Annotated in this window: 26 protein-coding genes and 1 tRNA gene; 13 read left to right on the top strand and 14 right to left on the bottom strand. The window is 68.1% G+C overall.

Annotated elements, in window-relative coordinates:
• Positions 1–90: 90 nt before the first annotated feature.
• From OG246_RS08885 to OG246_RS08870, 4 genes are read right to left on the bottom strand one after another with little or no spacing between them, the layout of a single operon-like run.
• Positions 91–672 carry a hypothetical protein gene (locus OG246_RS08885; RefSeq protein WP_266458357.1) on the bottom strand — a complete coding sequence of 194 codons (582 nt, stop codon included), beginning with the start codon at positions 670–672 and terminating at the stop codon, positions 91–93.
• Between the two features lie 32 nt (positions 673–704).
• A complete protein-coding gene (locus tag OG246_RS08880; protein ID WP_266458354.1) occupies positions 705–1,382 on the bottom strand; it encodes a WhiB family transcriptional regulator in 678 nt (225 codons plus the stop codon).
• Positions 1,379–2,191 (bottom strand): BN159_2729 family protein, encoded by an 813-nt coding sequence (locus tag OG246_RS08875; protein WP_266458352.1) that lies wholly within the window; start codon positions 2,189–2,191, stop codon positions 1,379–1,381. The genes OG246_RS08880 and OG246_RS08875 overlap by 4 nt, the downstream gene beginning before the upstream one ends.
• Positions 2,188–2,781, bottom strand: coding sequence for an RNA polymerase sigma factor (locus OG246_RS08870; protein ID WP_266458351.1), 594 nt, complete (start codon positions 2,779–2,781; stop codon positions 2,188–2,190). The genes OG246_RS08875 and OG246_RS08870 overlap by 4 nt, the downstream gene beginning before the upstream one ends.
• Before the next feature lie 454 nt (positions 2,782–3,235).
• Between OG246_RS08870 and OG246_RS08865 the strand changes: the two genes are divergently transcribed.
• Both OG246_RS08865 and OG246_RS08860 read left to right on the top strand, forming a co-directional pair.
• The gene (locus OG246_RS08865) at positions 3,236–3,658 is read left to right on the top strand and encodes a helix-turn-helix transcriptional regulator (protein ID WP_266458349.1); all 423 of its coding nucleotides are present in this window, start codon (positions 3,236–3,238) and stop codon (positions 3,656–3,658) included.
• Positions 3,659–3,857: 199 nt separating this feature from the next.
• Positions 3,858–4,091, top strand: a complete 234-nt coding sequence (locus OG246_RS08860) for a hypothetical protein (protein ID WP_266458347.1) — start codon at positions 3,858–3,860, stop codon at positions 4,089–4,091.
• A gap of 22 nt (positions 4,092–4,113) precedes the next feature.
• Here the strand turns inward: OG246_RS08860 and OG246_RS08855 are convergent, their stop codons facing one another.
• Positions 4,114–4,509 (bottom strand): DUF6344 domain-containing protein, encoded by a 396-nt coding sequence (locus OG246_RS08855; protein WP_266458345.1) that lies wholly within the window; start codon positions 4,507–4,509, stop codon positions 4,114–4,116.
• A gap of 337 nt (positions 4,510–4,846) precedes the next feature.
• Between OG246_RS08855 and OG246_RS08850 the strand changes: the two genes are divergently transcribed.
• Complete coding sequence (locus OG246_RS08850) at positions 4,847–4,975, top strand: DLW-39 family protein (protein WP_003999697.1); 129 nt, start codon at positions 4,847–4,849, stop codon at positions 4,973–4,975.
• Positions 4,976–5,328: 353 nt separating this feature from the next.
• Positions 5,329–6,810, top strand: a complete 1,482-nt coding sequence (locus tag OG246_RS08845; protein ID WP_266458343.1) for a hypothetical protein — start codon at positions 5,329–5,331, stop codon at positions 6,808–6,810.
• Positions 6,811–6,854: 44 nt separating this feature from the next.
• Here the strand turns inward: OG246_RS08845 and OG246_RS08840 are convergent, their stop codons facing one another.
• Together OG246_RS08840 and OG246_RS08835 are read right to left on the bottom strand one after the other, a co-directional pair.
• Positions 6,855–8,600 (bottom strand): serine/threonine-protein kinase, encoded by a 1,746-nt coding sequence (locus tag OG246_RS08840; protein WP_266458341.1) that lies wholly within the window; start codon positions 8,598–8,600, stop codon positions 6,855–6,857.
• 209 nt (positions 8,601–8,809) lie between these two features.
• Positions 8,810–9,358 (bottom strand): DNA-binding protein, encoded by a 549-nt coding sequence (locus OG246_RS08835; RefSeq protein WP_266458338.1) that lies wholly within the window; start codon positions 9,356–9,358, stop codon positions 8,810–8,812.
• Between the two features lie 182 nt (positions 9,359–9,540).
• Between OG246_RS08835 and OG246_RS08830 the strand changes: the two genes are divergently transcribed.
• Positions 9,541–9,613 (top strand) — tRNA-Ala (locus tag OG246_RS08830).
• Positions 9,614–9,968: 355 nt separating this feature from the next.
• On the opposite strand, the gene OG246_RS08825 is transcribed toward OG246_RS08830, so the two are convergent.
• Positions 9,969–10,670: a DUF5324 family protein gene (locus OG246_RS08825; protein WP_266458335.1), complete on the bottom strand. Its 702-nt coding sequence runs from the start codon at positions 10,668–10,670 to the stop codon at positions 9,969–9,971.
• A gap of 393 nt (positions 10,671–11,063) precedes the next feature.
• On the opposite strand from OG246_RS08825, the gene OG246_RS08820 reads away from it, so the two are divergent.
• Positions 11,064–11,597, top strand: coding sequence for a peptidylprolyl isomerase (locus OG246_RS08820; RefSeq protein WP_266458333.1), 534 nt, complete (start codon positions 11,064–11,066; stop codon positions 11,595–11,597).
• Positions 11,598–11,762: 165 nt separating this feature from the next.
• On the top strand, positions 11,763–12,677 hold the full coding sequence (locus OG246_RS08815) for a rhomboid family intramembrane serine protease (protein WP_266458330.1): 915 nt from the start codon (positions 11,763–11,765) through the stop codon (positions 12,675–12,677).
• Positions 12,678–12,938: 261 nt separating this feature from the next.
• Here OG246_RS08815 and crgA read toward each other — a convergent pair whose 3' ends face one another.
• Positions 12,939–13,193, bottom strand: coding sequence for a cell division protein CrgA (crgA, locus tag OG246_RS08810; RefSeq protein ID WP_266458327.1), 255 nt, complete (start codon positions 13,191–13,193; stop codon positions 12,939–12,941).
• 142 nt (positions 13,194–13,335) lie between these two features.
• Here crgA and OG246_RS08805 point away from each other — a divergent pair, with 142 nt between their 5' ends.
• The 6 genes from OG246_RS08805 (at position 13,336) to OG246_RS08780 (ending at position 17,995) form a co-directional block, all read left to right on the top strand.
• Positions 13,336–14,115 (top strand): DUF881 domain-containing protein, encoded by a 780-nt coding sequence (locus OG246_RS08805; RefSeq protein ID WP_266458324.1) that lies wholly within the window; start codon positions 13,336–13,338, stop codon positions 14,113–14,115.
• Positions 14,116–14,173: 58 nt separating this feature from the next.
• Positions 14,174–14,890, top strand: coding sequence for a class E sortase (locus tag OG246_RS08800; RefSeq protein WP_266458321.1), 717 nt, complete (start codon positions 14,174–14,176; stop codon positions 14,888–14,890).
• 31 nt (positions 14,891–14,921) lie between these two features.
• Positions 14,922–15,083 carry a hypothetical protein gene (locus OG246_RS08795; RefSeq protein ID WP_266458318.1) on the top strand — a complete coding sequence of 54 codons (162 nt, stop codon included), beginning with the start codon at positions 14,922–14,924 and terminating at the stop codon, positions 15,081–15,083.
• Positions 15,080–15,718, top strand: a complete 639-nt coding sequence (locus tag OG246_RS08790; RefSeq protein WP_266458315.1) for an aminodeoxychorismate/anthranilate synthase component II — start codon at positions 15,080–15,082, stop codon at positions 15,716–15,718. The genes OG246_RS08795 and OG246_RS08790 overlap by 4 nt, the downstream gene beginning before the upstream one ends.
• Positions 15,715–17,166 (top strand): class E sortase, encoded by a 1,452-nt coding sequence (locus OG246_RS08785; RefSeq protein ID WP_266458312.1) that lies wholly within the window; start codon positions 15,715–15,717, stop codon positions 17,164–17,166. The genes OG246_RS08790 and OG246_RS08785 overlap by 4 nt, the downstream gene beginning before the upstream one ends.
• A gap of 82 nt (positions 17,167–17,248) precedes the next feature.
• The gene (locus OG246_RS08780) at positions 17,249–17,995 is read left to right on the top strand and encodes a class E sortase (RefSeq protein ID WP_266458311.1); all 747 of its coding nucleotides are present in this window, start codon (positions 17,249–17,251) and stop codon (positions 17,993–17,995) included.
• Between the two features lie 159 nt (positions 17,996–18,154).
• Here OG246_RS08780 and pknB read toward each other — a convergent pair whose 3' ends face one another.
• From pknB to OG246_RS08755, 5 genes are all read right to left on the bottom strand, one after another.
• Positions 18,155–20,137 (bottom strand): Stk1 family PASTA domain-containing Ser/Thr kinase, encoded by a 1,983-nt coding sequence (pknB, locus tag OG246_RS08775; RefSeq protein ID WP_266458310.1) that lies wholly within the window; start codon positions 20,135–20,137, stop codon positions 18,155–18,157.
• 168 nt (positions 20,138–20,305) lie between these two features.
• Positions 20,306–21,796, bottom strand: coding sequence for a penicillin-binding protein 2 (locus tag OG246_RS08770; RefSeq protein WP_266458308.1), 1,491 nt, complete (start codon positions 21,794–21,796; stop codon positions 20,306–20,308).
• A complete protein-coding gene (locus OG246_RS08765; protein WP_266458306.1) occupies positions 21,793–23,229 on the bottom strand; it encodes an FtsW/RodA/SpoVE family cell cycle protein in 1,437 nt (478 codons plus the stop codon). The genes OG246_RS08770 and OG246_RS08765 overlap by 4 nt, the downstream gene beginning before the upstream one ends.
• A 26-nt stretch (positions 23,230–23,255) precedes the next feature.
• A complete protein-coding gene (locus tag OG246_RS08760) occupies positions 23,256–24,785 on the bottom strand; it encodes a Stp1/IreP family PP2C-type Ser/Thr phosphatase (RefSeq protein ID WP_266458304.1) in 1,530 nt (509 codons plus the stop codon).
• Positions 24,786–24,905: 120 nt separating this feature from the next.
• Positions 24,906–25,430: an FHA domain-containing protein gene (locus OG246_RS08755; protein WP_266458302.1), complete on the bottom strand. Its 525-nt coding sequence runs from the start codon at positions 25,428–25,430 to the stop codon at positions 24,906–24,908.
• Between the last annotated feature and the right edge of the window lie 10 nt (positions 25,431–25,440).

Here is a 25,440-nt window from a genome sequence, read left to right as displayed (position 1 = left end):
GGATCGGACGATCCGCCGGGCTCGTGTGTTCCGGTCGACGTGCCTCCCGAGCCTGCCGACCGGAGTGCGGGGAGCGCAGGCAGGGTTCTGTCAGGCGCGGCGGCGCAGTTCCTCGACGACCGTCGCCACGCCCTCTTCCAGGGCCAGTAGGCGTGTGTGCCGGCGGAGGTGCGCGTACTTCGCCTCCGTCTCACGGTCGTCCGCACGCGCGCGTGCGTTCACCGGCTCGACGGTCTCCACGTGGTGCGTGTGGCGGAACAGGGGGATGTCCCTGGGCGCGACGAGCCAGGACATCTGCCTGCCCCCGGCCACCAAGTGCAGGACGTGCCGGCCGTCCCCGCCGGTGCTGCATCCGGCGAGGACCGAGGTCGCCGGATGCAGCACCGCGAGCCAGGCGAGGAGATGCGCCCGTTCCCGCTCGAGACTCTCGCACTGCTGCTCGTAGGCGTCGGCGTGCTGCTGCCAGCGAGTCACCTCCGACACCTCCCGGCCGGGCGCCTGCGGGTCGGCAGGCGGGGGCTGGGCGGGGACACCGGCTTGTTCCCGCGTCGAACGGCGCCGGAAGGCCGCTTCGAGGAAGCCCTGGAACCGGCCGGCGGCACCGTGGCGTCGTGGGCCGGATCGCGGCCGGTCAGCCGGTTCCGGGGGCGAGGGCGTGACGGATGTGGACATGGGTTGCTCCGGGTTGCGATCCAGGACGAGGCTCACTGGGGCGGGGTCCGCGTTCCGCACCCACTGTCTACGGGCGGTTCGGTGGGCCGGGGTCGGATCGGCGCCCAGCGCCACGAGCTGGACCGGCCGTGCTGTTCGCCGGGCGGCGGCCGGCCGGCGGAGCGCAACGTCGACCCGGTACGCCGGTAAATGCTGGCGCCACGGGCGTTGGCGGCCCGACAGGCGTCGTCGGGCGGCTCCCCCTTGCGTACGTGCCGCTGGTAGGCCGCACGGGTTCCGCACGGCGCGATTTCCTCGCGCGGGGGAGCCACCCGGGCGGGTGGAGCCGACGGCACCTCGGCCCGTCGGGTGCGCCGCTTGTCCAGCTCGTGGCGCTGGGCGCCGGTGAGGCCCGCGGCGATGCCCGCGCGGTCGGACGCGGGGAGTCCGGCCTCACGGTGCAGCACGGCCACACGGCACTCCTGAAGAACCAGGCAGGAGTTGCAGATGGCGATGGCGGTCGCCCGCGTCCTGTCGGAGAACCACAGCTCGGGATCCTCGTTCCGGCACGTGGCACTCAGCCCCCAGTCCGGTGCGCCGCAGTCCGCTTCCGCGTCACGCGCAGCCGTCCGTTGCCACGACTCGCCGGTGCCAGGGACGACGGCCTCGGCGGACTCCGCGGGACGCTTTCCGGCCGCCGACGCCCGGAATCTGTCGCCGTAGGCCCTCACCGAGCCTGCTCGCTCGGTGTCGCGGTCACGGTCGTGGCGTCCTGTACGGCCGGTTCGCTCATCTCGAGCTCACCGGCCGCGTCGGCGACAACCGACCGTAACGGATCCTGTGCGGGAGTCAACGGGCCCAGATGCGCTGCCACGTTGGGGAGCGAGCACCGCTCCGGACGGCCGTCCAGCGACAGCAAGGGCATGCCGTCGTGGCCGCGCCAGCCCTGGAAGTACCAGACCTGCCCGTGCGCATCGCACTGAGGAACCGTCAGGTCGTACACCCGCCCGCCGAACTCGAACGCCCGCGCCGCCTCCGGGCTCCTCGGGTTGGGCGACGGCGGCGGGAGCTCGTACGCCACCACCGATACTCGTACTCCTTCGTGGAGGCACTCACCGATCACCGCATCGGGCAGCAGCCGCTCGCCGTCGTGCGTGATGCCGAAGTGCGAGCGCCACCGCTTCCACTGGTCCTGATGGCTGACCAGGAGTACGACGCGCACCTGGTCGCCGTTCGCCTGGACGCTCTGGAAGTCCTGGTGCCGGCCGATGCGCTGCTCGATGGCGGCCGCGACGAGACGGGCATGCCGACAGGACGTGTCCCAGGCGTGCGCCTGCCGTTCCAGTTCCGTCATCTGCCGAGGCCCGCGCGACCAACCCCCGGTCGCGGTGCGGTGCAGCACGATGCCGTAGGACTTCTCCGGGTCGACCAGGAGCTGTTCGCCGTCGAGGGCATGGGCCGCGGCCGTGACCGGATCGGTGCCACCGGCCTCCATGACCGTGCGGATCACCCGTGCGGCGTGCGGAAGGTTCCTGTTCACGCGGCGCTCGCCTCCGTGGCCGTACGCAGCTTCTGCATCGCCCGGAAGGTCAGTCCCCTGACCGCGCCGATGCTGCGCCCCATGGTGTGTGCGGTCTCGGCGGACGACATCTCGCCGATGTAGCGCAGCTCCAGGCACTGCCGCTGCTGCGGGCTGAGCGTGTGCAGCGCGCTCCGTACAGCGGTGAGTGCCTCGACCGCCTCCAACTCGCGCAGCGCGGTGGACTCGGCGCTGCGGTCGTGTACGTCGGTGTCCTCGAGTTCGGGGACCAGTGTCTCCAGCCGGGTGCGGCTCGTCCGTACCTCGTCGAGATGCAGGTTCCTGGCGATGGCGAGCAGCCAGGCGGTGAACGCCGCCCCCTGCCATGTGTACGAGGTGATGCGGCGCAGCGCCCGTGCGAAGACCTCCTGGGTGAGGTCCTCGGCCAGGTGCCGGTTCCGCGTCCGGAAGAGGAGGTAGCGGAACACGAAGCGCTGGTGCTGGACATACAGGGCGGCGAACGCCTCGCGGTCGCCCGCGCGGGCCCGGGCCACCAATTCGGGCTCCGCTGCTCGCGGCGTCCCGGTGTCACGTCTGATCTGTGCGGACACGAACTGTGTGCTCCTTTGTCACAGAGGCTTGTGGACTCGTCTTAAGGACGGGTGGGTCGAGGTGATCGAGGTGATCGAGGTGATCGAGGTGGTGGCGGTGGTCGCGGTGATCGCTTCAGGAGGCGCGGCCTTCGTCATCCATATCCAATCTTCATGTAGATGTAGATTCTTGAGGTAAGGGACGCGTGTGGCGGCAGCTGTCGCGCACGGCACGCTCAGGTGATTCGGTGACGCGTGGGCGTCGATGGGATGTAGGGAGGTCGAGTGGCCCACAGTGTCTACACTATTCATGTAGATGTAGATTTAGTCAAGAGGGAAAGCCCATGTGGGCCGAGGGTCTCAGGGGCATGCTGTAGCACGCGGGTAGAGCTGAATGCTTCCTGTTCCCGGAAAACCGCATGTCGATCTGCGATCTACTTGCGCATGTGGATGTTGTTGGTTGATGCTCGGAAACGTGACCAAAGGCCCTCATCCATCCGGCGAACTCGGCTCCGGCGAGGACTTCGCCCACAGGGGTGAAGACCTGGCTGCCCTGCTGGAACGCCTTCTTGCCCAAGCGCAGGGCCGGACGCAGAAGGATCTGGCCGAGCAGGCCGGCATCTCGTACCCGACGCTCAACGCGTGGGTGAACCGGACCCGTGGAACGTCCCGCATCGACCCCGACAAACTGCGGGCGATGGTGGAGGTGTTCCGTCGCTGGGGTGTGAAGACCACGCCGCGGGAGTTCTTCGCCTCCGTCGGACGACCGGTACCCGGTCCCAGTGGCGATGAACGGGAGGCTCAGCTGCTGCGGCTCTACCGGCAGCTGCCCGAGTCCAGGCAGCGTGACCTGGTCAAGAACGCCGAGGCGATGCTCCAGCTCAGCCGCGCCATCTGAAGGACACTGGCACAGCTCCGACTTGGGTGATTTGTCTCCACGTTCTCCCCGGTGTGGCACATCTCTGTGGAATATCCCGAGAGCGGATATATGGCGCACGGGCCGCGAGTACGATCGGTAGTCCGCTGGCCTCCCGGAGCGGGATCACTTCATGCTTTTGTGCACCCCTGGGGAGGTAGCTGTGTGCATCCTGATTTGCGTGGCGGACGACCTGCCGAAGATCGCCATCTGGGACCCCGACGAAATGAGCATCCTGGTCGCGCGGGGCAGCGAGACAGCCGAACTGTTCCGGGAACTACAGGAGATCCTCACGATCGACCTGGGCGCACCGGCCACCGCCGAGGCGGCGCTGTTCTGCTTCTGCGGCACACGCGTCGAACTGCCTGGCGAACTCGCGCTACAAGGTTCCGGCAGATCTGCTGACGCCCTCTGACGTACAGGCCGGCACATGCTGGTCATCGGGCGCCGGCGGGGCAGTCGACCGTGCTGGTGGATCCGGTTTCCGTCGTCGAGCCTGCTGTGACGGAAGAGTCGGTCGTCGCGGCCTCGGTTGCGTCCAGCGTCTCGGCAGCGGTCGCGTCCAGCGGCGGGCGATGGCGGCAGGACGGGGACGAACCGTGGGCCTCGGCTCGGATGCGCTGCTTCATTGTCGGGGGCAGGCCCCGATCATGTGCTCCGGACCAGACGGGCGCCGCCGGAACCATCACGGCCGGGGTACCGGCGTTGCGGACGGTCCCTGACTGAGGTACGGCCGCGGCTGCGGTCGTAGTGACGAATCCGGCCGCCGTGAACACGGCGAGGAGGAGCGTGACGATGGCGGTCCACAGCTTCATGACCTGATTCCTGGCCATGGTCCCTCACTTTCGGGTTGGGTGATTTGCGTACTTTCCTCATGATGTGTATAGGGGTCGCCAAGTGGTGGACCACGCCCGGCGTGTGTCGATCTTCCGATGAACAGTCACTCGGACGGGCGTATGAGGCCCGAAATCTGGAGAAGAGGGAGCCGAAGCGGGCGCGGTCACCTTCCGAAGGGAGGCGATCACCCTTTGATCGGAGCGGTTCCCTGCGCCCCTAATGCGCTGTCCTGGTGGCGAGTTGGCCGCCGACGCAGGTCACCGATCGATATCGGTCGGTGTGTATAGTCGGGCGCCAGAGGTCCCCTACGTCAAGGAAAGACGAGGTCGCGCGGTGAAGAAGCTCCTCCTGGTCGCACTGGCCGCCATCGGCGGGCTCCTCGTGTACCGCCAGATCCAGGCGGATCGCGCCGAGCAGGATCTGTGGACGGAGGCGACTGACTCCGTGCCCACGGGTTCGTGAGTATCGACAACAGTCGAGACAGCAGTCTCAGAGCAGACCCCGGCCGCCTCGCGGTCGGGGTTTTGTGTTGCTCTGGAAGCCCTCGCTTCACGTGAGCAAATAAATTCATCGCGCTGGCAAATTCGAGTGCTACGGAGAGGGCTCTTTCGGCCGCTCGTCCGAATAGCGCGGATAGCGAGGCGCCGGGCGGGGCAGGATGGGCCACGATCCGGGGCCACGGATACCTGTACCGGGGCTGGGCGTACGGCCCGGACATGCCTATGGACATGCCTACAGACATGGCTACGGACATGCCTACGGATACGTATAGGGACAGGCATAGGGGACAGGCCTGCTACGAGGGGTGGCGCGTGATGGGGCGGCGCACGGTGCGGTGGCGCGCGATGTCGATGCACGGCCGGGCGCTCGCGGCCACGACAGCGACGATGATCGCGCTGGCGGTAGCGGTTGCCGTAGCGGCAATGTGCGTGACCGTCACACTGCCGGGCCAGGCTGCCGCTGCCGGTTCACAGGTGGGGAACGCCGGTACGCCGAAGCCGTACGCCTTCGCCGAGGACGCCATCCCGGTCGAAGGCACCGCGGACACCACCAACTCCGTACGCCTGGACCCGGGAAAGGCGTACAAGAGCTCCATACCGAGGGACGGCAAGCTCTACTACCGCCTCCAACTCGACGCCACGTCCAACGCGTACGTCTCAGCCACCGCCATCCCCAGGGCGGGCGAGACGGTCTCCTACGCGGACGCCGTCAAGGTGTCGGTGCAGGACGGCAACAGCCGCAACTGCTCCTTCTCCGAGACCGCGCACTTCGGTGCCACTCAGAGCTCCCGCCCGATCGCCGCCTGGGCCTCACGCGAGACAGACGGCGACCGCTACGCCTGCCAGACGGCGGGGACGTACTACGTGGTCGTCGAGCGCAGTGGTACGACAGGTTCCTCCTCCGGGGACTGGGACCTGGAGCTCGGCTTCGTGTCGGAGCCCAGCCTTAAGAAGGCCGGTTCGACGACCGCACCCGAGACCTGGAACTCCGCGTCGCCCAACGCCCTTGCGGGAGAACCGCAGCCCCGACTGGGTGGTGCGGGCTTCACCAAGGCGACCGCCCTGAAGCAGGGAGTCTGGCAGGACACGATCAGCCCCGGCCAGACCCTCTTCTACAAGGTGCCGGTCGACTGGGGACAACAGCTCTACACCACCGCCGAACTGGGCAGTTCGAACAGCAGCGGCAACGGCTATGTGGGCACGGCCCTGGCCATGTCCCTGTACAACCCCGTTCGCGGTTTCGTCGACGACGTCGGCTCCGGATACGACGGCAGCCAGCGCTCGTCCGCGATTGATCCGCTGCCTCCCGTCGCCTACGACAACCGCTACGCCCTCAGCGACCGCGTGACCGCGATGCGGTTCCCCGGCTCGTACTACCTCGTCGTCCATCTCGCCTCGCAGGTCGCCGACAAGTTCGGTGACGGACCGTTCGGGCTGACACTGCGCGTGCGCGTGGACGGCACCGCGCAGACGGGGCCGGCGTACGCGGGGCAGGCACAGCCCCGGGACGCGTTCGACGTTCCGTCGGGGGACATCGAGGACGCGGTGGGTGGCGCGGGCGGGCCCGGCGGCGGTAGTGCTGGCGAGAGCGATAGCGGAACGATGAAACTGATTGCCGCGGGTGGGATCGGCGCGGGGAGTGTCCTGGTGCTGACGCTCGGGATGTGGACCGTCGTTGCGCGGCGACGGGCAGGGACGGCGGCGGGCGCGGGGTCGGCGGTGGTGGAGGAGGCGGATACGGTTCCGGCTCCTCCGGCTTCGGCTCCGAGGGAGCATGGGGCGCCGCGGTACCCGTAGGACCGTGGAACCGGCTGCGGGGCCGCTGACTTGGGACGCTCCGATCAGATCTGGGTCAACGCCCAGAAACCCACCGCGAAGCAGGCCAGCGCGAGAAGCAGGACCGGCACGGCCACCTTCGCGGGAGGCCCTGGGCGCGGCCGCGCCCGCCTGGCGCGATGCTCCGCGATTGCTCCCACCGGATGCGGAACCTGCGGGGACCGAGCGGTGTATGAACCAGTAGAGGCGTACGCGTGCTGCGGCATCGCGGCGGACGGGGACACGGGCTGATGGGGGGAGGCCACTTGCGTGGGGGTTGGAGTGGGGGTCGGTTCGAAAGGCGGAGCGTAGAGGGGAGTTGGAGCCGGGAGCGCGACCGAGGTGGGGGGAGTGGGCGGCTGCTCAGGCTGGTGCGGCATTTGGTGGGGGGCGCGGTATTGCTGCGTCTCGTGCCATGCCTGCTGGGGCTGGGGCTGCCCCTGGTGCTGCGGCTGTGTGTGAGGGGCGGCCGCATGGGGTGGCGGCAGGTGGAAACTTCCGGTTTCGGACATCGCGGACGGCTGTGGGGGGACGGGGTCGGGACTGGGGTGGGGTGCGGGGGCCGAGGGGGGAGCACTGGGATCAGGATTCGGTCGTACGTTGCTGGGGACAGACCCTGGCTGTACGTCATCGTCGGCGAACTCGGGCCGTACGCCCTCGGTGACGGACCCTGGCCATGTGGCACCGGAGACGGGTCCCTGAGACAGGGTGCCCGAGCCGCGCTGCCATGGCTCGGAGCCGGAGCCCGTACCAGACCCATGGCCGGAGCCAGTCGCAAGGCCAGCGGCAGGGTTGGCCCCCGGCGGATCCTCCCCTGGGCCGAATTGTGTCGCTGTGGAGGCCGAATGTGGCCGGGGCGGTATCCCAGCCGCACGCACCCCCGGTGTGGCCCTCAGCGGTCCCTCCGGGCCGAACCCCTCCGGGAGCGGCCCGAGTTGGTCGAAGACGTCGACCAGCTCGTCGTCAGGGCTCGGTTCCGGCAGCAGCTCGGCGGCCGAGGCGAGCGCCTTGCGCGCCCCCGTGGCGGTACGGAACCGCGCCTGCGGGTCGGGCTGCACCAACGTGGCCACGACCTGCCACAGCGGCTCGGGAATGCCTCGTGGAGCCGCAGGCGTGCCGTTCGCCGCGAAGTACTCGATCAGGGCCTTGGCATCGGGTTTGGCGCCCTCCAACAGATACAGGGCGACGAGACCTACAGCGAACAGATCCGCGGGGAAGTCCGGATCGGCGCCCAGCATCTGCTCGGGCGCGAAGTAACCGGGCGTCCCCACCACGTAGTTGGTCTCCGTGAGCCGTGGCTCTCCCAGCCGCATCGCGATGCCGAAGTCGGACAGCCGCAGCCGTGGCCGGGCTCTGCCGGTGGCCTCCAGCAGGATGTTGGCGGGCTTGATGTCGCGGTGTACGACCCCCTCGGCGTGCACTGCGGTGAGCCCGGCCAGCAACTGGTCGAGCAGGGTGCAGACGAAAGACGGCGGCAGGGGACCGTAGTCCGCGACGAGATGGACCAGCGAACCGCCGGCGACCAGGTCCATGGTGAACAGAACCTTGTCGTCGTCGGCGGCCCAGCTGGCGGGAGCAAGGACATGCGGATGGTCGATCCGGAGCGCCTGCTCCCGCACGAAGCGCAGCAGCGCGTGCGCGTCGCTCTGCTGCAGCACCTTGGCGGCGACATACCGGCGCCGCCGATGATCCCAGGCGCGCCAGACGGCACCGACTCCCCCACGCCCGATCGGGTCGACCAGCTCGTACCGACCCGCGAAGACCTCACCCATGGTCGTGCGTCGCCCCCCTACGGCGGTCGGTCCGGTGACCTCTTCCGACGTGCACGGACGCCTGGACCTCTGTGAAGTGCCGGACGACCGGTACTTCGCGGAAGCGCCCGGCCGCGTGGACCTCGATGAGGTGCCCGGCTGCCTGACGTGCGGTGTCCGGAGGCGTCGCGAGCCTCCAGGCGCCGAGTGTGCAGCGGCCGGGCCTCCGTTCAGCTCTGGTGCGACTGGTAGTGCGCGACCGCGTCCGAGGTGCGGCCGGCGCCGTACACCCGGAGGAACTCTGCCAGTTCCGGGTGGGTCGGGGCGAGAGTGTCCGCCGCGTCGATGATGTCCCCCGCGGCTGCCACCGAGCGCAGCAGTGACTGGATCTCGCGGACCACCCGCTTGACCGTGGGCGCACCCGAACTGCTCGTCGACTGTGTGGTGTTGCTGAGCACGGAGCCCCCCTGAGACTTCTTGATCTCGTCCATACGCTCGGTTGCCTCCGCGGCGCTGACGCTGCCGTCCACGACCTGCCCCGCCAGGTCCTGCAACAGCTGCACCCGCTGCACCACCGCGGGATTGCCGATCTTGGCGCGCTGACCGCTCATCAGCTGCGACAACATGGGCGCGGACAGGCCCAGCACCCCGGCAAGACGCGCCTGGTTGAGTCCCAGATCGTCTATGAGCCTACGGAAGAGCGCCCCCAACGGCTCCCCGTACCAGTTCCGCTGCAGCTCCCGGGCTCTCGCGGTTGCTTCCTGCTGTGCGGCGTCCATTTGCGTCTCCCCATCGCTTCCCCAAATACCGCGGTTCGCTGTAGCGAACCACGTCGAGCATCTTACGGAGAGTGGTCGTCCACGGGGACCCCCAATCTTTTTGCGAGATCCCGGGGGTGACCCGGTACTCTGGTCCCCGGCGCCAGTCGAAAGGGGTACTTTCGGCCGGACGCTCCTCTTCCGGGGCCTTAGCTCAGTTGGTAGAGCGCTGTCTTTGCATGGCAGATGTCAGGGGTTCGACTCCCCTAGGCTCCACATCCGGAAAGCCCCTCCGACCTGCGGAAACGCAGGTCGGAGGGGCTTTTGCATGGCAAGGCGCAGCGTGGGTGAGTGGGTGGGTGGGGCGGCCCGGGGGCATTGGTCTCATTGCCCGCAGACGACCAAGCCCCCTTCGTCACTCATCGCATTACTCCTTCTCGGCGCGACGGCGCGACGGCGCGACGCTCGCGGGCTCACGGCACTGCCCGCTCGCCGGTTCCACGTGAAACATCGTCGCCCACATGTGAAACTCGCCCCGGTTCCACGTGAAACATCGCTGTGGGGCAGGAGACCCTCAAGTCTCCTGCCCCACAGCGATGTTGAGATCAGAATCCGAACCCAGGACGGAAGGTCAGTGGCGGTCGTCGCGCTCCGCCGCTTCCTCCTCGGCCTCCTTGGCCTGGACCTCGGGGTCCAGGTCGGACTGGCCGCTGCCGTCGACCGACGTCAGGTGAGCCGCCTCGGGCACCTCCGTCGCGGCCGGCGGCTCGACGAGCCAGTCGGGGTTGGCCTGCTTGTCCCACCACTTCCAGGCAGCGAATGCGCCGCCCGCCAGAATGCCCAGGACGGCCAGACCCTTGGCGAGACGGCCGACCCTCGCCCGCCGTTCCTGCTTGCGGACCAGCTTCTGGATCTCCTTCGGCGAGACCTGACCACGCAGCGCGGCGAGTGCCGCCACACCACGTGACGCGGCCTCCTCCCGAACGGGCTGGGCCGCGGCCACCGCCTGCTCGATCCTCGGCTTGGAATAGTCGGCGGCCTGACGAGCCGCCTTGCGGGTACGGACGGCGGCTTCGTGAGCTGCCTGGTCGACCTTCGGCGGCACATGCGTACGAGCCTGCTCAACGCGTGGGGCGAGATGGGCGTCGTACTGGACGCGGGCCTGTTCGGCAGCCAGAGACACCTTGGGCGCGAGACGTACACGCGCCTCGTGCGCATAGTGCGAGGCCTTGTCCTTGGCTGTGTCGGCGTAAGGCGCCACCACTTCCGCGGCGTGCAGCACGCTGTCCTTCGCCGAGCCGCTCGCGGCGCGCACGCTGTCGATGCGGGTCACGGGTTTCCTCCTCCTCGGTGGCGTACGTCGGGGGTTCTGAGTACCCCCAATGACACACAGTTCACCTTTCCACCCTTATCCGGATCATGCCCGTCCGAGGGGGCCGTGGCATGTGAGGGCGGGCATCCGGGTCATGGGCGGAGACTCCGGGCGAACTAAGAGCGAGAGCCGCTCACGTGTCGATCAAGTCCAATAGCGGATTAATACGGGGCAACGGGAGCTTGTCGTCGACAATGCCACGGATCGCCGCGACGCGCCCCGGTACGGAGAGGACTCGGCCGGATTTCTGCAAGCCCTGCACGCGGTTGCTCGCCCGGAGGTGGTGGCCGGGCGACGCGTGGGCCGGTCCGTGCGAGGATCGGAGAGTCAAAAGAAGGCAACGGAAGGCAGATCGTGGCTGAGCAGCTTTACGCCACCCTGAAGACCAACAACGGCGACATCGAAATCCGGCTTCTGCCGAACCACGCGCCCAAGACGGTCCGGAACTTCGTCGAACTCGCCACGGGCGAGCGCGAGTGGGTCAACCCGGAGACGGGGGCCAAGTCCAAGGACAAGCTCTATGACGGCACGGTCTTCCACCGGGTGATCAGCGGATTCATGATCCAGGGCGGTGACCCGCTGGGCAACGGCACCGGCGGCCCCGGCTACCAGTTCGAGGACGAGTTCCACCCGGACCTCGCCTTCGACAAGCCCTACCTGCTGGCCATGGCCAACGCCGGCCCCGGCACCAACGGCTCGCAGTTCTTCATCACCGTCTCCCCGACGGCGTGGCTGACCCGCAAGCACACCATCTTCGGCGAGGTTGCCGACAAGGTCAGCCAGAAGGTCGTCGACGACATCGCCGGCGCCAAGACCAACCCGCGCACCGACCGCCCGGTCAACGACGTCGTCATCGAATCGGTCGTCGTCGAGACCCGCGAGGCCTGAGCCCCGACCTGAGCCCTGAGGGCTGAGCATCGAGGACTGAGCCCCGGGGGATCGTCCGGGTGCGCACGGCAGAGTCCGTTCGCTCCCGCAGGGAACCAAACGCCCCGTTCATCCGTAAGGATGGACGGGGCGGTGCATTGCGTACGACAGAGTGAGGGGACCCCCATGGACCAGGCGCCAGGCAGCCCCCAGGACCCACAGGGCCCGGGGGATCAGGGACCGCAGGACGCCCGGAGCCTGCCCACCTGCTACCGGCACCCGGACCGCGAGACCGGCATCCGCTGCACCCGCTGCGAGCGCCCGATCTGCCCCGAGTGCAGTGTCGACGCCCCCGTCGGTTTCCAGTGCCCCGACTGCATCCGCAGCGGCTCCGGCACCGGTCACCCCGCGGCGGCCGCCCAGCCCCGTACTCTCGCGGGCGGCAAGATCGCCGCCGACCCCCGGCTCGTCACCAAAGTCCTGATCGGGATCAACCTCGCCGCGTTTCTGGTCCAGCAGTCGGTCGGCGACCGCTTCACCGACAGCTTCGACCTGTTCGGGCAGGCATGGCTCTCCGGCGAGATGCAGGGCGTCGCGGAGGGGCAGTGGTACCGGCTGCTGACGGCGATGTTCCTGCACGGCAGCTACATCCACATCATGTTCAACATGCTCAGCCTGTGGTGGATCGGCGGCCCCCTGGAGGCGGCCCTCGGCCGTGCCCGCTACCTTGCCCTGTACTTCGTCTCGGGCCTCGCGGGCAGCGCGCTCACGTACCTCATCGCCGCCCCGACCCAGCCGTCGCTCGGCGCCTCCGGCGCCATCTTCGGCCTCTTCGGCGCGACCGCCGTCCTCATGCGCCGGCTCAACTACGACATGCGCCCGGTCATCGCCCTGCTGGTGATCAACCTGATCTTCACCTTCGGGTGGAGCAACATCGCCTGGCAGGCACACATCGGCGGCCTCGTCGCCGGTGTCGTCATCGGCTACGCCATGGTCCACGCGCCGCGCGAGCGGAGGGCCCTCATCCAGTACGGGGTGTCTGCCCTGGTGCTGGTCGCAGTTGTGGTTACCACGCTGGTGAGGACCGTTCAGCTCACCTGAGAAGCCGGTGTTGTCCACAGACCGTGGCGGATCTTGTGCATATTGTGCGGGAACAGATGTGCCCCCTGTCGCTCACCTGGGTTTTCCCAGGTCGGACAGGGGGCGAACATGCTTCCGGATACCGGTAGGTCAGTCACACCGGCGTCAACACTGGATGAGTTATCCACAGATCGTCGTTCTTTTTCCACCTGCTGTGGACAACCGAACAGCGACTGTGGATAACTCAGGGGATAGCCCTGGGCAGAGCTGCCTCCGGCAGTGCTACTTCCACTGCGTGGAGACGCCGAAGCCCGCGGCGATGAAGCCGAAGCCGACCACGATGTTCCAGTTGTCGAGCGCGTCGACGGGCAGCGAACCGTCCGTGACGTAGAAGACGACGATCCAGGCCAGGCCGATGAGGAACATGGCCAGCATGACCGGTGCGACCCAGCTGCGGCTGGTCAGCTTGATGTTGGTTGCCTGCTTCGCCGCGGGCGGCGTGTAGTCGGCCTTCTTGCGGATACGTGACTTCGGCACGAGGGTCTCTCCTGTCGATGCGCTGCGTGGCCGCGCAGGGAACTTGGGCGGGCTCCGGGGCAGCGTACAAGGGGACACTGAGCGCTCCCCCGGGCGTCCGTTAGCGTAGTGCTTCCGCGGCGCCGAAGGAGATAAGGGTACGTTGAGCAATTCTGCCGACTCCCCCGGGACAGGTTCCAGTCCTGCCGGTAAGCGCCGTTTCCGGCCCGTTCGCGTACTCACCGCAGCGGTCTTCGCCCTCGCTGGCCTCATTTTTTTCACTAGTTTCAATACGGCCAAGGGCACCAACATCCGCACGGACGCCTCGCTGCTGAAGCTCTCCGACCTGATCCAGGAGCGCAGCCACAAGAACGGACTGCTGGACGAGTCCAACGGCGTCCTGCGTGACGACGTCGACACCCTGGCCGGGCGGGAGGACGGGAGTACGGCGGCCGAGGACGCCAAGCTCGCGGCGCTGGAGAAGAACGCGGGCACCCAGAAGCTGAAGGGCGAGGCCGTCACGGTCACGCTCAACGACGCCCCGCCGAACGCGACGGCCAAGCTGCCCGGCTACCCCGAGCCGCAGCCCGACTACCTGGTCATCCACCAGCAGGACCTCCAGGCGGTCGTGAACGCCATGTGGCAGGGCGGTGCCCAGGGCATCAGGGTGATGGATCAGCGGCTGATCTCCACGAGCGCCGTCCGCTGCGTCGGCAACACCCTGATCCTCCAGGGCCGCGTCTACTCGCCTCCGTACAAGATCACCGCGATCGGTGACCCGGACAAGCTCCAGGAGGCGCTCGCCGCCTCCCCGGCGATCCAGAACTACATGGTGTACGTCAACGTCTACGGGCTCGGCTGGAAAGTCGACGAGGACGGGGCGGTGACTCTTCCCGGCTACTCGGGCACAGTGGATCTCCACTACGCCAAGCCTGTGGAGTAGCCCGAAGAGGCTCGGAGTAGTGCCTGATTAGTTGCTGCCGCTGGGGGACCCTGTGTCGGTGCGAGTGGTCGTCAGGACGATCAGTGAACTGTGCATCACCGTCGGTACCGTGATCGTGCTCTTCGTGGTCTATGTGCTGTTCTGGACGGGCGTGAAGGCCGACAGCGCGATGGACCGGCAGATCGACCAGCTCCAGGAGCAGTGGTCGAAGGGGAGCGTGAATCCGCCGGCCGCGCCACAGAGCTCCAGCTCGCCGGGTCCCGGAGAGAGCCCCGACGCGGCTCCGGAGCCGCCGGCCTCGTACACGTATGACAAGCCCTTCGCCGTGATGTACATCCCGCGGCTTGGTTTCACGTGGAACAAGCCCGTGCTCGAAGGCACCGGCACCGATGTCCTCAAGAAGGGGCTGGGCCACTACAGGGGCACGGCCCAGCTCGGGCAGACGGGGAACTTCTCCGTCGCCGGCCACCGCCGTACGTACGGCGACCCCTTCAAGGACTTTCCCGAGCTCCGCAAGGGTGACGCGGTGGTGCTGACGGACGGGACGACCTGGTTCACGTATCGGATCGACAAAGGCCCGTACAAAACGCTGCCCGCCGACATTGAGGTGATCGATCCTGTGCCGCGTAAGTCCGGGTACACGCGTTCGGGCCGCTATCTCACGCTGACCACGTGCGACCCGGAGTGGGGGCACAGTCATCGGCTGATCGTCTGGGCGCATCTGGATTCCACACAGCCTGTGGAGGCTGGGAAACCGGCGGCGCTGCGCCGTTAGTCTGGTGCGGTACGGCGACGGAAGGGACGGCATGTACGGCTGGATCTGGCGGCATCTGCCGGGGAACGCGTGGGTGAGGGCACTGATCTCACTCGTGCTGACCCTCGCAGTGGTCTACGTGCTGTTCCAGTACGTCTTCCCCTGGGCCGAACCGCTGCTTCCCTTCAACGATGTGACGGTGGACAACCAGTGAGCGCGCGGATTCTCGTCGTCGACAACTACGACAGCTTCGTCTTCAACCTGGTCCAGTACCTGTATCAGCTGGGCGCCGAGTGCGAGGTCCTGCGCAACGACGAGGTGTCGACCGCGCACGCCCAGGACGGCTTCGATGGAGTGCTCCTGTCACCTGGCCCGGGCGCTCCCGAGCAGGCCGGGGTCTGCATCGAGATGGTCCGGCACTGTGCCGCGACCGGCGTCCCGGTCTTCGGCGTCTGCCTCGGCATGCAGTCGATGCAGGTGGCGTACGGCGGTGTGGTGGACCGTGCGCCCGAACTGCTGCACGGCAAGACCTCGCTCGTGGAACACGAGGGACAGGGCGTCTTCGCGGGCCTTCCGTCTCCCTTCACGGCGACCCGCTACCACTCGCTCGCGGCCGAGCCGGAGACCGTGCCGGCCGAGCTGGAGGTCACGGCCCGTACCCACGACGGGATCATCATGGGGCTGCGGCACCGTGAACTCCCGGTCGAGGGCGTGCAGTTCCACCCCGAGTCGGTGCTGACCGAGCACGGGCACCGCATGCTCGCCAACTGGCTGGTGGCGTGCGGCGACCAGGGGGCCGTGGCGAGGTCGGCGGGGCTCGCCCCGGTGGTGGGCAGGGCCACGGCGTGACCGCGCTGCGCCCCGAGCGCGAGAGCTCCTCCTACGGCGGCGAGGCCGCGTACGGGGGCGCCGAAGCGTTCGAGGGCGCCGAGGCACTCGCGAGCGCGGAAGCGATTGCGGGCGCGCAAGCCTTTGAAGCGGCGGTCGAGCAACTGGCCGACCCGCTGACGGATCCGTTGCCGGGGCAGCGGCAGCAGGCCACCGGTCAGCAGCCGGCGACCGGTCAGCAGCGGATTCCTCCGCAGCAGCCCGCCCCTCTGCAGCAGACCCCTCTGCAGCAGACCTCTCCGCAGCAGCCCGCCCCTGTGCCGGGGACTCCTCAGCAGCAGGAGTGGTACGACCCGGAGGGGTACGCGCACGAGTGGTACGCGGCCCCCGAGCCGACGCGGCCCCGGCAGCCTGCGTACGAGGAACCGGTCGCCGCGCCGTACGTCGAGCCGGTCGCCCCGCCGTACCGGGGTCCGGGCCCCATGCCGTACGAGCAACCGCGCGCGACGCCCGCGCCGTTGGACGACGAGACGGTGGCGCTGCGGGTTCCGGAGTCGATTCCGGTCCCGCCCCGAATAGCAGGAACCACTGCCGGGACCACTGCCGGAAGCGCCGCCGTGCCCGCGCCCGGAGGCCGCGCCGCCCGGCGCAAGGCTGCCCGGCGCCACGGGCGGCACGGAGGCCCTCAGGAGCCCCTGGAGTCCCCCGAGTCCCAGGAGACCCTGGAGTCGGCGGAGAGGGCCGCTGAGGCCCCTCTGACGCGTATGGAGGCCCGACGGGCGGAGCGGGCGCGGAAGCCCGGCGCGGCTGTCATCGTGAGCCGGATGATCGGTGAGGTGTTCATCACCACCGGCGTCCTGATGCTGCTGTTCGTGACCTACCAGCTGTGGTGGTCGAACGTTCGGGCGCACCAGCAGGCGGACAGCGCCGCGAACAACCTCCAGCAGGACTGGGCGACCGGCAAGGGGAACCCGGGGACGTTCGAGCCGGGGCAGGGCTTCGCCATCCTGCACATTCCGAAGCTGGACGTCGTCACGCCGATCGCCGAGGGCACGAGCAAGTCGAAGGTGCTCGACCGCGGAATGGTCGGCCACTACGCCGAGGGCAGCCTGAAGACGGCGATGCCGGACGCCAAGACGGGCAACTTCGCGCTCGCGGGGCACCGGAACACGCACGGGGAGCCGTTCCGGTACATCAACAAGCTCGAGCCGGGCGACGAGATCGTCGTCGAGACGCAGGACGACTACTTCGTCTACAAGATGACGTCGATCCTGCCGGTGACGAGCCCGAGCAACACGGCCGTGATCGACCCGGTGCCGAAGGGCTCGGGTTTCACCGGGCCGGGCCGCTACATCACACTCACCACCTGCACGCCGGAATTCACCAGCAAGTACCGGATGATCGTGTGGGGCAAGATGGTCGAGGACCGGCCGCGCAGCGAGGGAAAGCCGGAAGCGCTCGTCCAGTAAGAGCGGCCGGCGGCAGTACTCAGAAGCACTCGGTAGAAGCACATGGGACAACCCGAGACAGACCAGACGGGGCAGATGCACAGTGGCAGCGAGGACCGACCACGACGAGCGCACGGACGTCGAGGAACCGGCGCCCGCACCGCGACGGCGCGGCTCCGGCCGCCTGGCGATGGCGGTCAGCGTCTTCGGTGAACTCCTCATCACCACGGGTCTGGTGCTGGGCCTGTTCGTCGTCTACTCCCTGTGGTGGACGAACGTGGTCGCGGACCGCGCGGCGGACAAGCAGGGCGACAAGGTCCGCGACAACTGGGAGGCGGCGGACACGGGTCCGGGCGCCCTGGACACCAAGAACGGCGTCGGCTTCCTGCACGTCCCGGCGATGAAGAACGGCGAGGTCCTGGTCGAGAAGGGCACGTCGTCCAAGGTGCTCAACGACGGCGTCGCCGGCTACTACACGGACCCCGTCAAGTCCCCCCTGCCGACGAGCGACAAGAACGGCAACTTCACGCTCGCCGCCCACCGCGACGGCCACGGCGCCAAGTTCCACAACATCGACAAGCTCAAAAAGGGCGACTCGATCGTCTACGAGACCAAGGACAACTGGTACGTCTACAAGGTCTACGCCATCCTCCCGGAGACCTCGAAGTACAACGTCAAGGTCCTCCAGTCCGTCCCCAAGCAGTCCGGCAAGACGAAGCCGGGCCACTACATCACGCTGACGACCTGCACGCCGGTGTACACGTCGCGATACCGGTACGTGGTGTGGGGCGAGCTGGAGCGGGTGGACAAGGTCGACAGCGACCGGACGCCGCCGAAGGAACTGCGCTAGACGCGAGCTCTTCTCTGCACAAACGCAGACGACGCATGACGACGCAAGAAGACGCATGAAGACGCATGAAGACCCAGACGACTGAGTCCCGGCCACCCTCTACAGGTGGCCGGGACTCAGTCGTCGTACCGGGCGGTGTCAGTTCTCCGGGCGGGCCACCTATCCGGTGGAGCCGCCGAAGAAGCCGCCGTTGTTGCCGCCGTTGTTGCCGTTGACGCTGACGGTCGTGAGCGTGACCGTCGTGTTGTCGGGATCGTCGACCGGGGTGTTCGCGACCGGGTCCTGAGCGGTGACGATCGCGTTGTCGCTCTCGTCGCTGCCGTCGGCGAACTCGATGTCGTTGAAGCCGGCCGCCTGAAGCGTCTGCTTCGCCTGCTGCACGGTCTGGGTGACCACGCTCGGCACGGCGGTCTGGGTCTTGGCCTTGCCGATCTGGATCTGCACGTTGGATCCGGGGTCGGCCTGCGCGTTGGCTGCCGGGACCGTCTGGATGACCTTGTTGACCAGGTTGCCGTCGTCGGTCTCCACCTCGACGCACGTGCCGACCAGGTTGTTGGTCGTCATCTGTTGCTTGGCCTCGTCACAGCTCTTGCCTGTGACGTCCGGGACCGTGGACTTCTTCTTCTCGATGGCCACGGTCAGGGTGATCGTCGTTCCCTTTTCCTGCTCCGTGTCGCCCTTGGGGTCCTGAGCCGTCACGACGCCCGCCGGCCGGTCGGACTCCTCTTCCTTCTTCTCGACCTTGAAGCCCTTGTCGGTGAGCTGGGACTCCGCCTTGTCGAAGGTGAGGCCCGTGACGTCCGGAACCGTGACCTTCGGCGCCCCCGTCGACACCACCAGATTGACGGTGCTGCTCTTGTCGACCTTGGTATCGGCGACCGGGTCCTGCGAGCAGATGTTGCCCTTGGGCTGGTCCTCGCAGGCCTGCTCCGTGACTGTTCCCACCACGAGGTCGCTGTTGGTCAACAGCTTCGTGGCGTCCGCTTTGGTCTCGCCGACGAGGGCGGGCACCTTCACGTTCGTGTCGGCCGCGTTGTCCCCGGGGAACACGTACTTGCCGATCAGGATCGCGCCGACCAGGACGAGGACTCCCGCAAGGACCAGCAGGATCGTCGAGGTGTTCGACTTCTTCTGGCGGCGGCGGTCGGGGCGGTCGTCGTAGCCGTAGCTGCCGTCGTCCGGGTTCATCGGGGGAAGCATGGAGGTGGCGCCGGCGTCCGCGGAGCGCAGGGCCGTGGTGGGCTGGTCGGCGCCGTAGCCGCCGTAACCCACGGAGCCCATGGCCGCGGTGGCGGCGACGGGCTGGCCGTCGAGGCAGGCCTCGATGTCGGCGCGCATCTCGTCGGCGGACTGGTAGCGGTAGTCCGGGTCCTTGACGAGCGCCCGCAGCACGATCGCGTCCATCTCGGGCGTGAGCTCGGGGTCGAAGACGCTCGGGGGCTGCGGTTCCTCGCGTACGTGCTGGTAGGCGACCGCGACCGGGGAGTCGCCGATGAACGGCGGGCGGACGGTCAGCAGCTCGTAGAGCAGGCAGCCCGTCGAGTACAGGTCGGAGCGCGCGTCGACCTGCTCGCCCTTCGCCTGCTCCGGCGAGAGGTACTGCGCCGTGCCTATGACGGCGGACGTCTGCGTCATCGTCATGCCGGAGTCGCCCATGGCGCGGGCGATGCCGAAGTCCATGACCTTGACCTGGCCGTTGCGCGTGAGCATGACGTTGGCGGGCTTGATGTCACGGTGGACGATGCCGGCGCGGTGGGAGTACTCCAGGGCCTGGAGGATCCCGATGGTCATCTCCAGGGTGCGCTCGGGCAGCAGCCTGCGCCCCGAGTGCAGCAGCTCGCGCAGCGTGGACCCGTCGACGTACTCCATCACGATGTACGGGATGGACGTGCCGTCGATGTAGTCCTCACCCGTGTCGTACACGGCGACGATCGCGGGATGGTTGAGCGAGGCGGCCGACTGGGCCTCCCGGCGGAACCGGGCCTGGAACGACGGGTCGCGCGCGAGGTCGGCTCGCAGCGTCTTCACCGCCACCTGGCGCCCGAGCCGGGTGTCATGCGCGAGGTAGACCTCCGCCATGCCACCACGGCCGAGCACTTGGCCCAGCTCGTACCGGCCGCCGAGGCGACGCGGCTCTTCCATAGCTACCTACCAGCCCTCTCCGTCGGTCCCGACCGCCGTTGTGTGGTCGGGCGGTGTGCTGTCCGGGCATACCGTACCCGGCTCGCCTTCTGTGACCTGGCCACTATCGTCACCCGATACAGGACCGGTATCCCAACGTGCACCGATGTGAAGGAGACGTGACGGGGGTCACTTGTTGCTGTTGATGACTGCCTGCATCACACTCTTCGCGATGGGGGCCGCGAGGCCGCCACCAGAGATGTCGTCACGATTGGCGCTCTCGTCCTCGACCACCACGGCGATGGCGACCGGTGTGCTGCCGTCGCTGAGCTTGGCATACGAGATGAACCACGCGTACGGGTTCTCGCTGTTGTCGACGCCGTGCTGGGCGGTGCCGGTCTTGCCGCCGACCGTGACGCCGTCCTCGTTGATCTGAGCGTTCTTGCCGGTGCCGTCCTTGACGACCGTCTCCATCATCGACTGCAGGATCCCGGCGTTCTCCGAGGACAGCGGCTCGCTCATCTTCTCGGGCTCGGTCTGCTCGATGACGTCGAGGCCCGGAGCCTGCAGCTTGTCGACCATGTACGGCTTCATGAGCGTGCCGTTGTTGGCGACGGCCGAGGCCACCATGGCCATCTGCAGCGGGGTCGTGGCGGTCTCGAACTGGCCGATCGAGCTGAGCGCGGTCTGCGGCTTGTCCATCTTCTCGGGGAAGACCGAGGCGCTGGAGCGGACCGGCGTGAACTGCTCGGAGTTGAAGCCGAACTTCTCGGCCTCCGCCAGCATCTTGTCCTTGCCGAGGTCGGCACCGATCTTGCCGAAGACGGTGTTGCAGGAGACGCGGAGCGCTTCGCGCAGAGTCGCGTCCTTGCAGGGGATGTTCCCCTCGTTCTTCAGCTCGGTCGTGGTGTCCGGCAGGGTGTACGGCAGCGGGGAGTCGGTCTTCTGGTCCGCGGACGTGTACAGGCCGTTCTCCAGGGCCGCGGCCGCGGTCACCACCTTGAAGGTGGATCCCGGCGGGTAGACCTCGCGCAGCGCCCGGTTGAGCATCGGGTCGTTGGCGTCGTTCTTCTTCTGGAGCGCCGTCCAGGCCTTGCCGTCGACGCTCGTCGAGTTCCCGGCGAACGTGGAGGGGTCGTACGAGGGGGTGGAGGCGAGGGCCAGGATCGCGCCGGTCTCCGGGTTGATCGCGGCGACGGCGCCCTTGCCCTGCTTGAGGAGACCGTCGTACGCGGCCTTCTGCGCGGCGGCGTTGAGGGTGGTGACGACGTTGCCGCCCTGCTTCGACTCGCCGGTGATCATGTCGAGGGTGTTGCGGAAGAAGAGCCGGTCGTCGTTGCCGGTGAGGATGCCGTCCTCGATGGACTCCAGCTGGGTGGCGCCGAAGGCCTGGGAGGCGTACCCGGTGACGGGCGCCCACATGGCGCCGTCCTTGTAGGTGCGCTTGTACTCGAAGTCGTTGTAGCTGTCGCCGCTGGTCTTGGCGGATCCGGTGATCGGGTTTCCGTCGACGATGATGTTGCCGCGCGGGGTGGCGTAACGCTCGATCGCGACGCGGCGGTTCTTCGGGTCGGACCTCAGAGTGTCCGCCTGGACGTACTGGATCCAGTTGTCGCGGATGAGCAGGGCGAGGACCAGGAGGCCGCAGAAGATCGCGATCCGGCGAAGGGGCTTGTTCACGGGCGGACCACCTGGGTCATTTCGGCGTCGGGGTTCGGAGCGGGGGCCGGTGCCGGGCGGCGGGCGGTGTCGCTGATTCTGATCAGGATGCCGATGAGGGCCCAGTTGGCGATGACGGAGGATCCTCCGGATGCCAGGAAGGGCATCGTCATACCGGTCAGCGGGATCAGGCCCATGACGCCGCCGGCGACGACGAAGACCTGGAGGGCGAAGGCGCCGGAGAGGCCCACGGCGAGGAGCTTGCCGAACGGGTCGCGGGCGGCGAGGGAGGTGCGTACGCCGCGCTCCACGATCAGGCCGTAGAGCACCAGGATCGCCATGACTCCGGCCAGGCCCAGTTCCTCGCCGAAGGTGGCGAGGATGAAGTCGGAGTTGGCGGCGAAGCCGATGAGGTCGGAATTGCCCTGGCCGAGTCCGGTGCCGAGGGTGCCGCCGGAGCCGAAGGCCCACAGGGCCTGCATGGACTGCTCGGTGTGCCCGAACACGCCATCCTGGCTGAGGGTGTACTCGCGCATGGGGTCGAGCCAGGCCTGGACGCGCTGCTGGACGTGTGTCTCGAAGGAAGCCACGCCTACCGCGCCGGCCGCCGACATCAGCAGACCGAAGACGATCCAACTGGTCCGCTCGGTGGCGACGTACAGCATGACGATGAACATTCCGAAGAACAGCAGCGACGTACCGAGGTCGGTCTCGAAGACCAGGATCAGGATCGAGATCACCCAGACGACCAGGATCGGGCCGAGGTCCCGTCCGCGTGGCAGGTAGAGACCCATGACGCGGCGGCTGGCCAGGGCCAGGGCGTCTCTCTTCACCATGAGGTAACCGGCGAAGAAGATCGCCAGGATGATCTTCGCGAACTCACCCGGCTGGATACTGAATCCGGCGACCGAGATCCAGATCTTGGCGCCGTAGATGTCCTCGCCGAGCCCCGGGACCAGCGGAAGGACCAGCAGGACCAGCGCGCCGAACATGGAGATGTAGGTGTAGCGCTGCAGGACGCGGTGGTCCTTGAGGAAGATCAGTACAGCCACGAACAGGGCGACGCCCATCGCGGAGTACAGCAGTTGGCGAGGGGCCGCCTGGACGAAGGAGTCGCTCGCCTGGAGCCGCTTCGACTGATCCAGGCGCCAGATGACGACCAGGCCGATGCCGTTCAGGAGCGTCGCCAGCGGCAGCAGCAGTGGGTCCGCGTACGGCGCGAACTTGCGTACGACGAGGTGGCCGACGCCCGCGAGGAGGCCGAGGCCGAGGCCGTAGCTCAGCAGGCCGGGCGGCACCGAGTCGTTGATGGCGAGGCCTACGTTGGCGTAGGCGAACACCGGGATGACGACGGCGAACGCCAGCAGCGCCAGCTCGGTGTTGCGTCGGCTAGGTGTGCCGATCGAGCCGATGGTGGAGGTGTGGTGCGTCGGCGAGTTCGTACTGCTGCTCATGGTGTGACAGGGCCCCTCACGGCTGCTTACTGCTTACCGCACAGCGAGACCAGCTTCTGCTCTTCGTCGGAGAGGCTGGGGCCGGGTGTGGGAGTGGGTGCGGTCGTGGACGTGGACGAGGACGCCGAGGGGGTCGGCGTCGGTGTGGCCTTGGACGTCAGGGAGGTCTTTGTGGTTCCCGTGGTCCCGCCGGCCTCGCCCTCACCGGTCTTGGCGTTGTTCTCGGCTTCGGCGGCGCGGCGCTCGGAGTCCTTCTTGCATGCGGAGGCCTGCAGGGCGAGCTCGTCGATCTTCGACTTGGCGTCGCTCAGGCCGCCTTCGGCGATGGTCGCCTTGACCTGCTCCTGCATGTACGGCGGCAGGTACTTGAGTTCGATCTCGGGGTGGTCCTTCTCCACCTTCGAGAGCGAGACCCAGGCCAGGTCCTGGCTGATGCCCTGGTACAGCGCGACGTGCTCGTCCTTGGTGCCGACGTAGTACTGCGTCTGCGTCCAGCGGTAGCCGCCGTAGAGGCCGCCGCCGACGACGGCGAGCGCGAGCACGATGTAGAAGGATCTCTTCAGCCACTTGCGGCCGGTGCGCGGCTTGACGAAGTCCTCGTCGGAGTAGCCGCCGAAGCCGCTCGTGTCCACGTAACCCGTGGTGTCGCCGCTGCCGGGCGGACCGAACTCGCCGCCGCCCTGTCCGGGCACGGGCCGGCCGAGGCTGGAGGCGCGCCCTGCGGGCGTCTGCATCGCGTCGTTGTCGTGCATCTGGTGCTGATGCTGGTTCTCGGCGACCGCGCCCACGACGACCGGGGTGTCGGAGAGCTGTGCGGCGAGGGTGTCGCCCCCGTCGATGTCGAGGACGTCGGCGATGATGACCGTGATGTTGTCCGGGCCGCCGCCGCGCAGCGCGAGCTCGATGAGCTGCTGCACGGTCTCCTGCGGGCCCTGGTAGCTGGCGAGGGTGTCTTCCATCGTCTGATGGGAGACGACCCCGGAAAGTCCGTCGGAGCAGATCAAGTAGCGGTCGCCGGCGCGGACTTCACGGATGGAGAGGTCCGGCTCGACGTGGTCGCCGCTGCCCAGCGCGCGCATGAGGAGCGACCTCTGCGGGTGCGTGGTGGCCTCTTCCTCGGTGATGCGTCCCTCGTCGACGAGGCGCTGCACCCAGGTGTGGTCCTGCGTGATCTGCGTCAGTACGCCGTCCCGCAGCAGGTACGCGCGGGAGTCGCCGACGTGCACCAGACCGAGCCGCTGACCGGTCCACAGGAGGGCCGTGAGGGTCGTCCCCATGCCTTCCAGCTGGGGATCCTCCTCGACCATCATCCGCAGCTGGTCGTTGGCCCGCTGCACGGCGGTGCCGAGCGAGGTGAGGATGTCGGAGCCGGGCACGTCGTCGTCGAGCGCGACGATCGTGGAGATCACCTCGGAGCTGGCGACCTCACCGGCGGCCTGGCCGCCCATCCCGTCGGCGATCGCGAGCAGACGGGGACCGGCGTAGCCGGAGTCCTCGTTCCCCTCGCGGATCATGCCTTTGTGCGATCCGGCGGCGAAGCGCAGTGACAGACTCATGCGCACCTCGCCCGTCGGCTCCGGGTACATCCGCACGGTGCCCACCCTCCGGTCGGGAGCGCGCGGGCGTCCAAGGCGTGGACCGCCGCTGCGTGCTCGCTCCGCTCGCTCATTGTCGTACTACTTCCGCAGCTCGATGACGGTCTTGCCGATGCGGATCGGCGCGCCCAGCGGAATCGGTGTGGGGGTCGTCAATCGGTTCCGGTCGAGATACGTGCCGTTGGTGGAGCCGAGGTCCTCGACGATCCACTGGCCGTCCCGGTCCGGGTAGATCCTGGCATGGCGGCTGGACGCGTAGTCGTCGTCCAGCACGATGGTGCTGTCGTGCGCGCGGCCCAGCGAGATGGTCTGCCCCTGCAAGGCGACCGTCGTGCCCGTGAGGGTGCCCTCCGAGACGACGAGCTTGGTGGGGGCACCGCGACGCTGGCGGCTGCCGCCGCTGGGCGCCGCGGCCTGCTGGCGTTGCGGCGGTGGCGCGGCCTGGCGCGCGGCCGACTGCTGCCTGTTGGCGTCCCGTCGCGATCCGCGCTGTGTGACACGCGTTCCGAACAGGTCGCTGCGGATGACCTGCACGGCCACGATCACGAACAGCCACAGAACGGCCAGGAAACCCAGCCGCATGACCGTGAGGGTCAGCTCTGACATTGCCCCCGCT

The organism is Streptomyces sp. NBC_00620, from assembly GCF_026341825.1.
In the GTDB taxonomy this organism is placed as follows: domain Bacteria; phylum Actinomycetota; class Actinomycetes; order Streptomycetales; family Streptomycetaceae; genus Streptomyces.
Note: the sequence above shows the minus strand (reverse complement) of the source record. Positions and strands in the feature narration are given on the sequence as shown.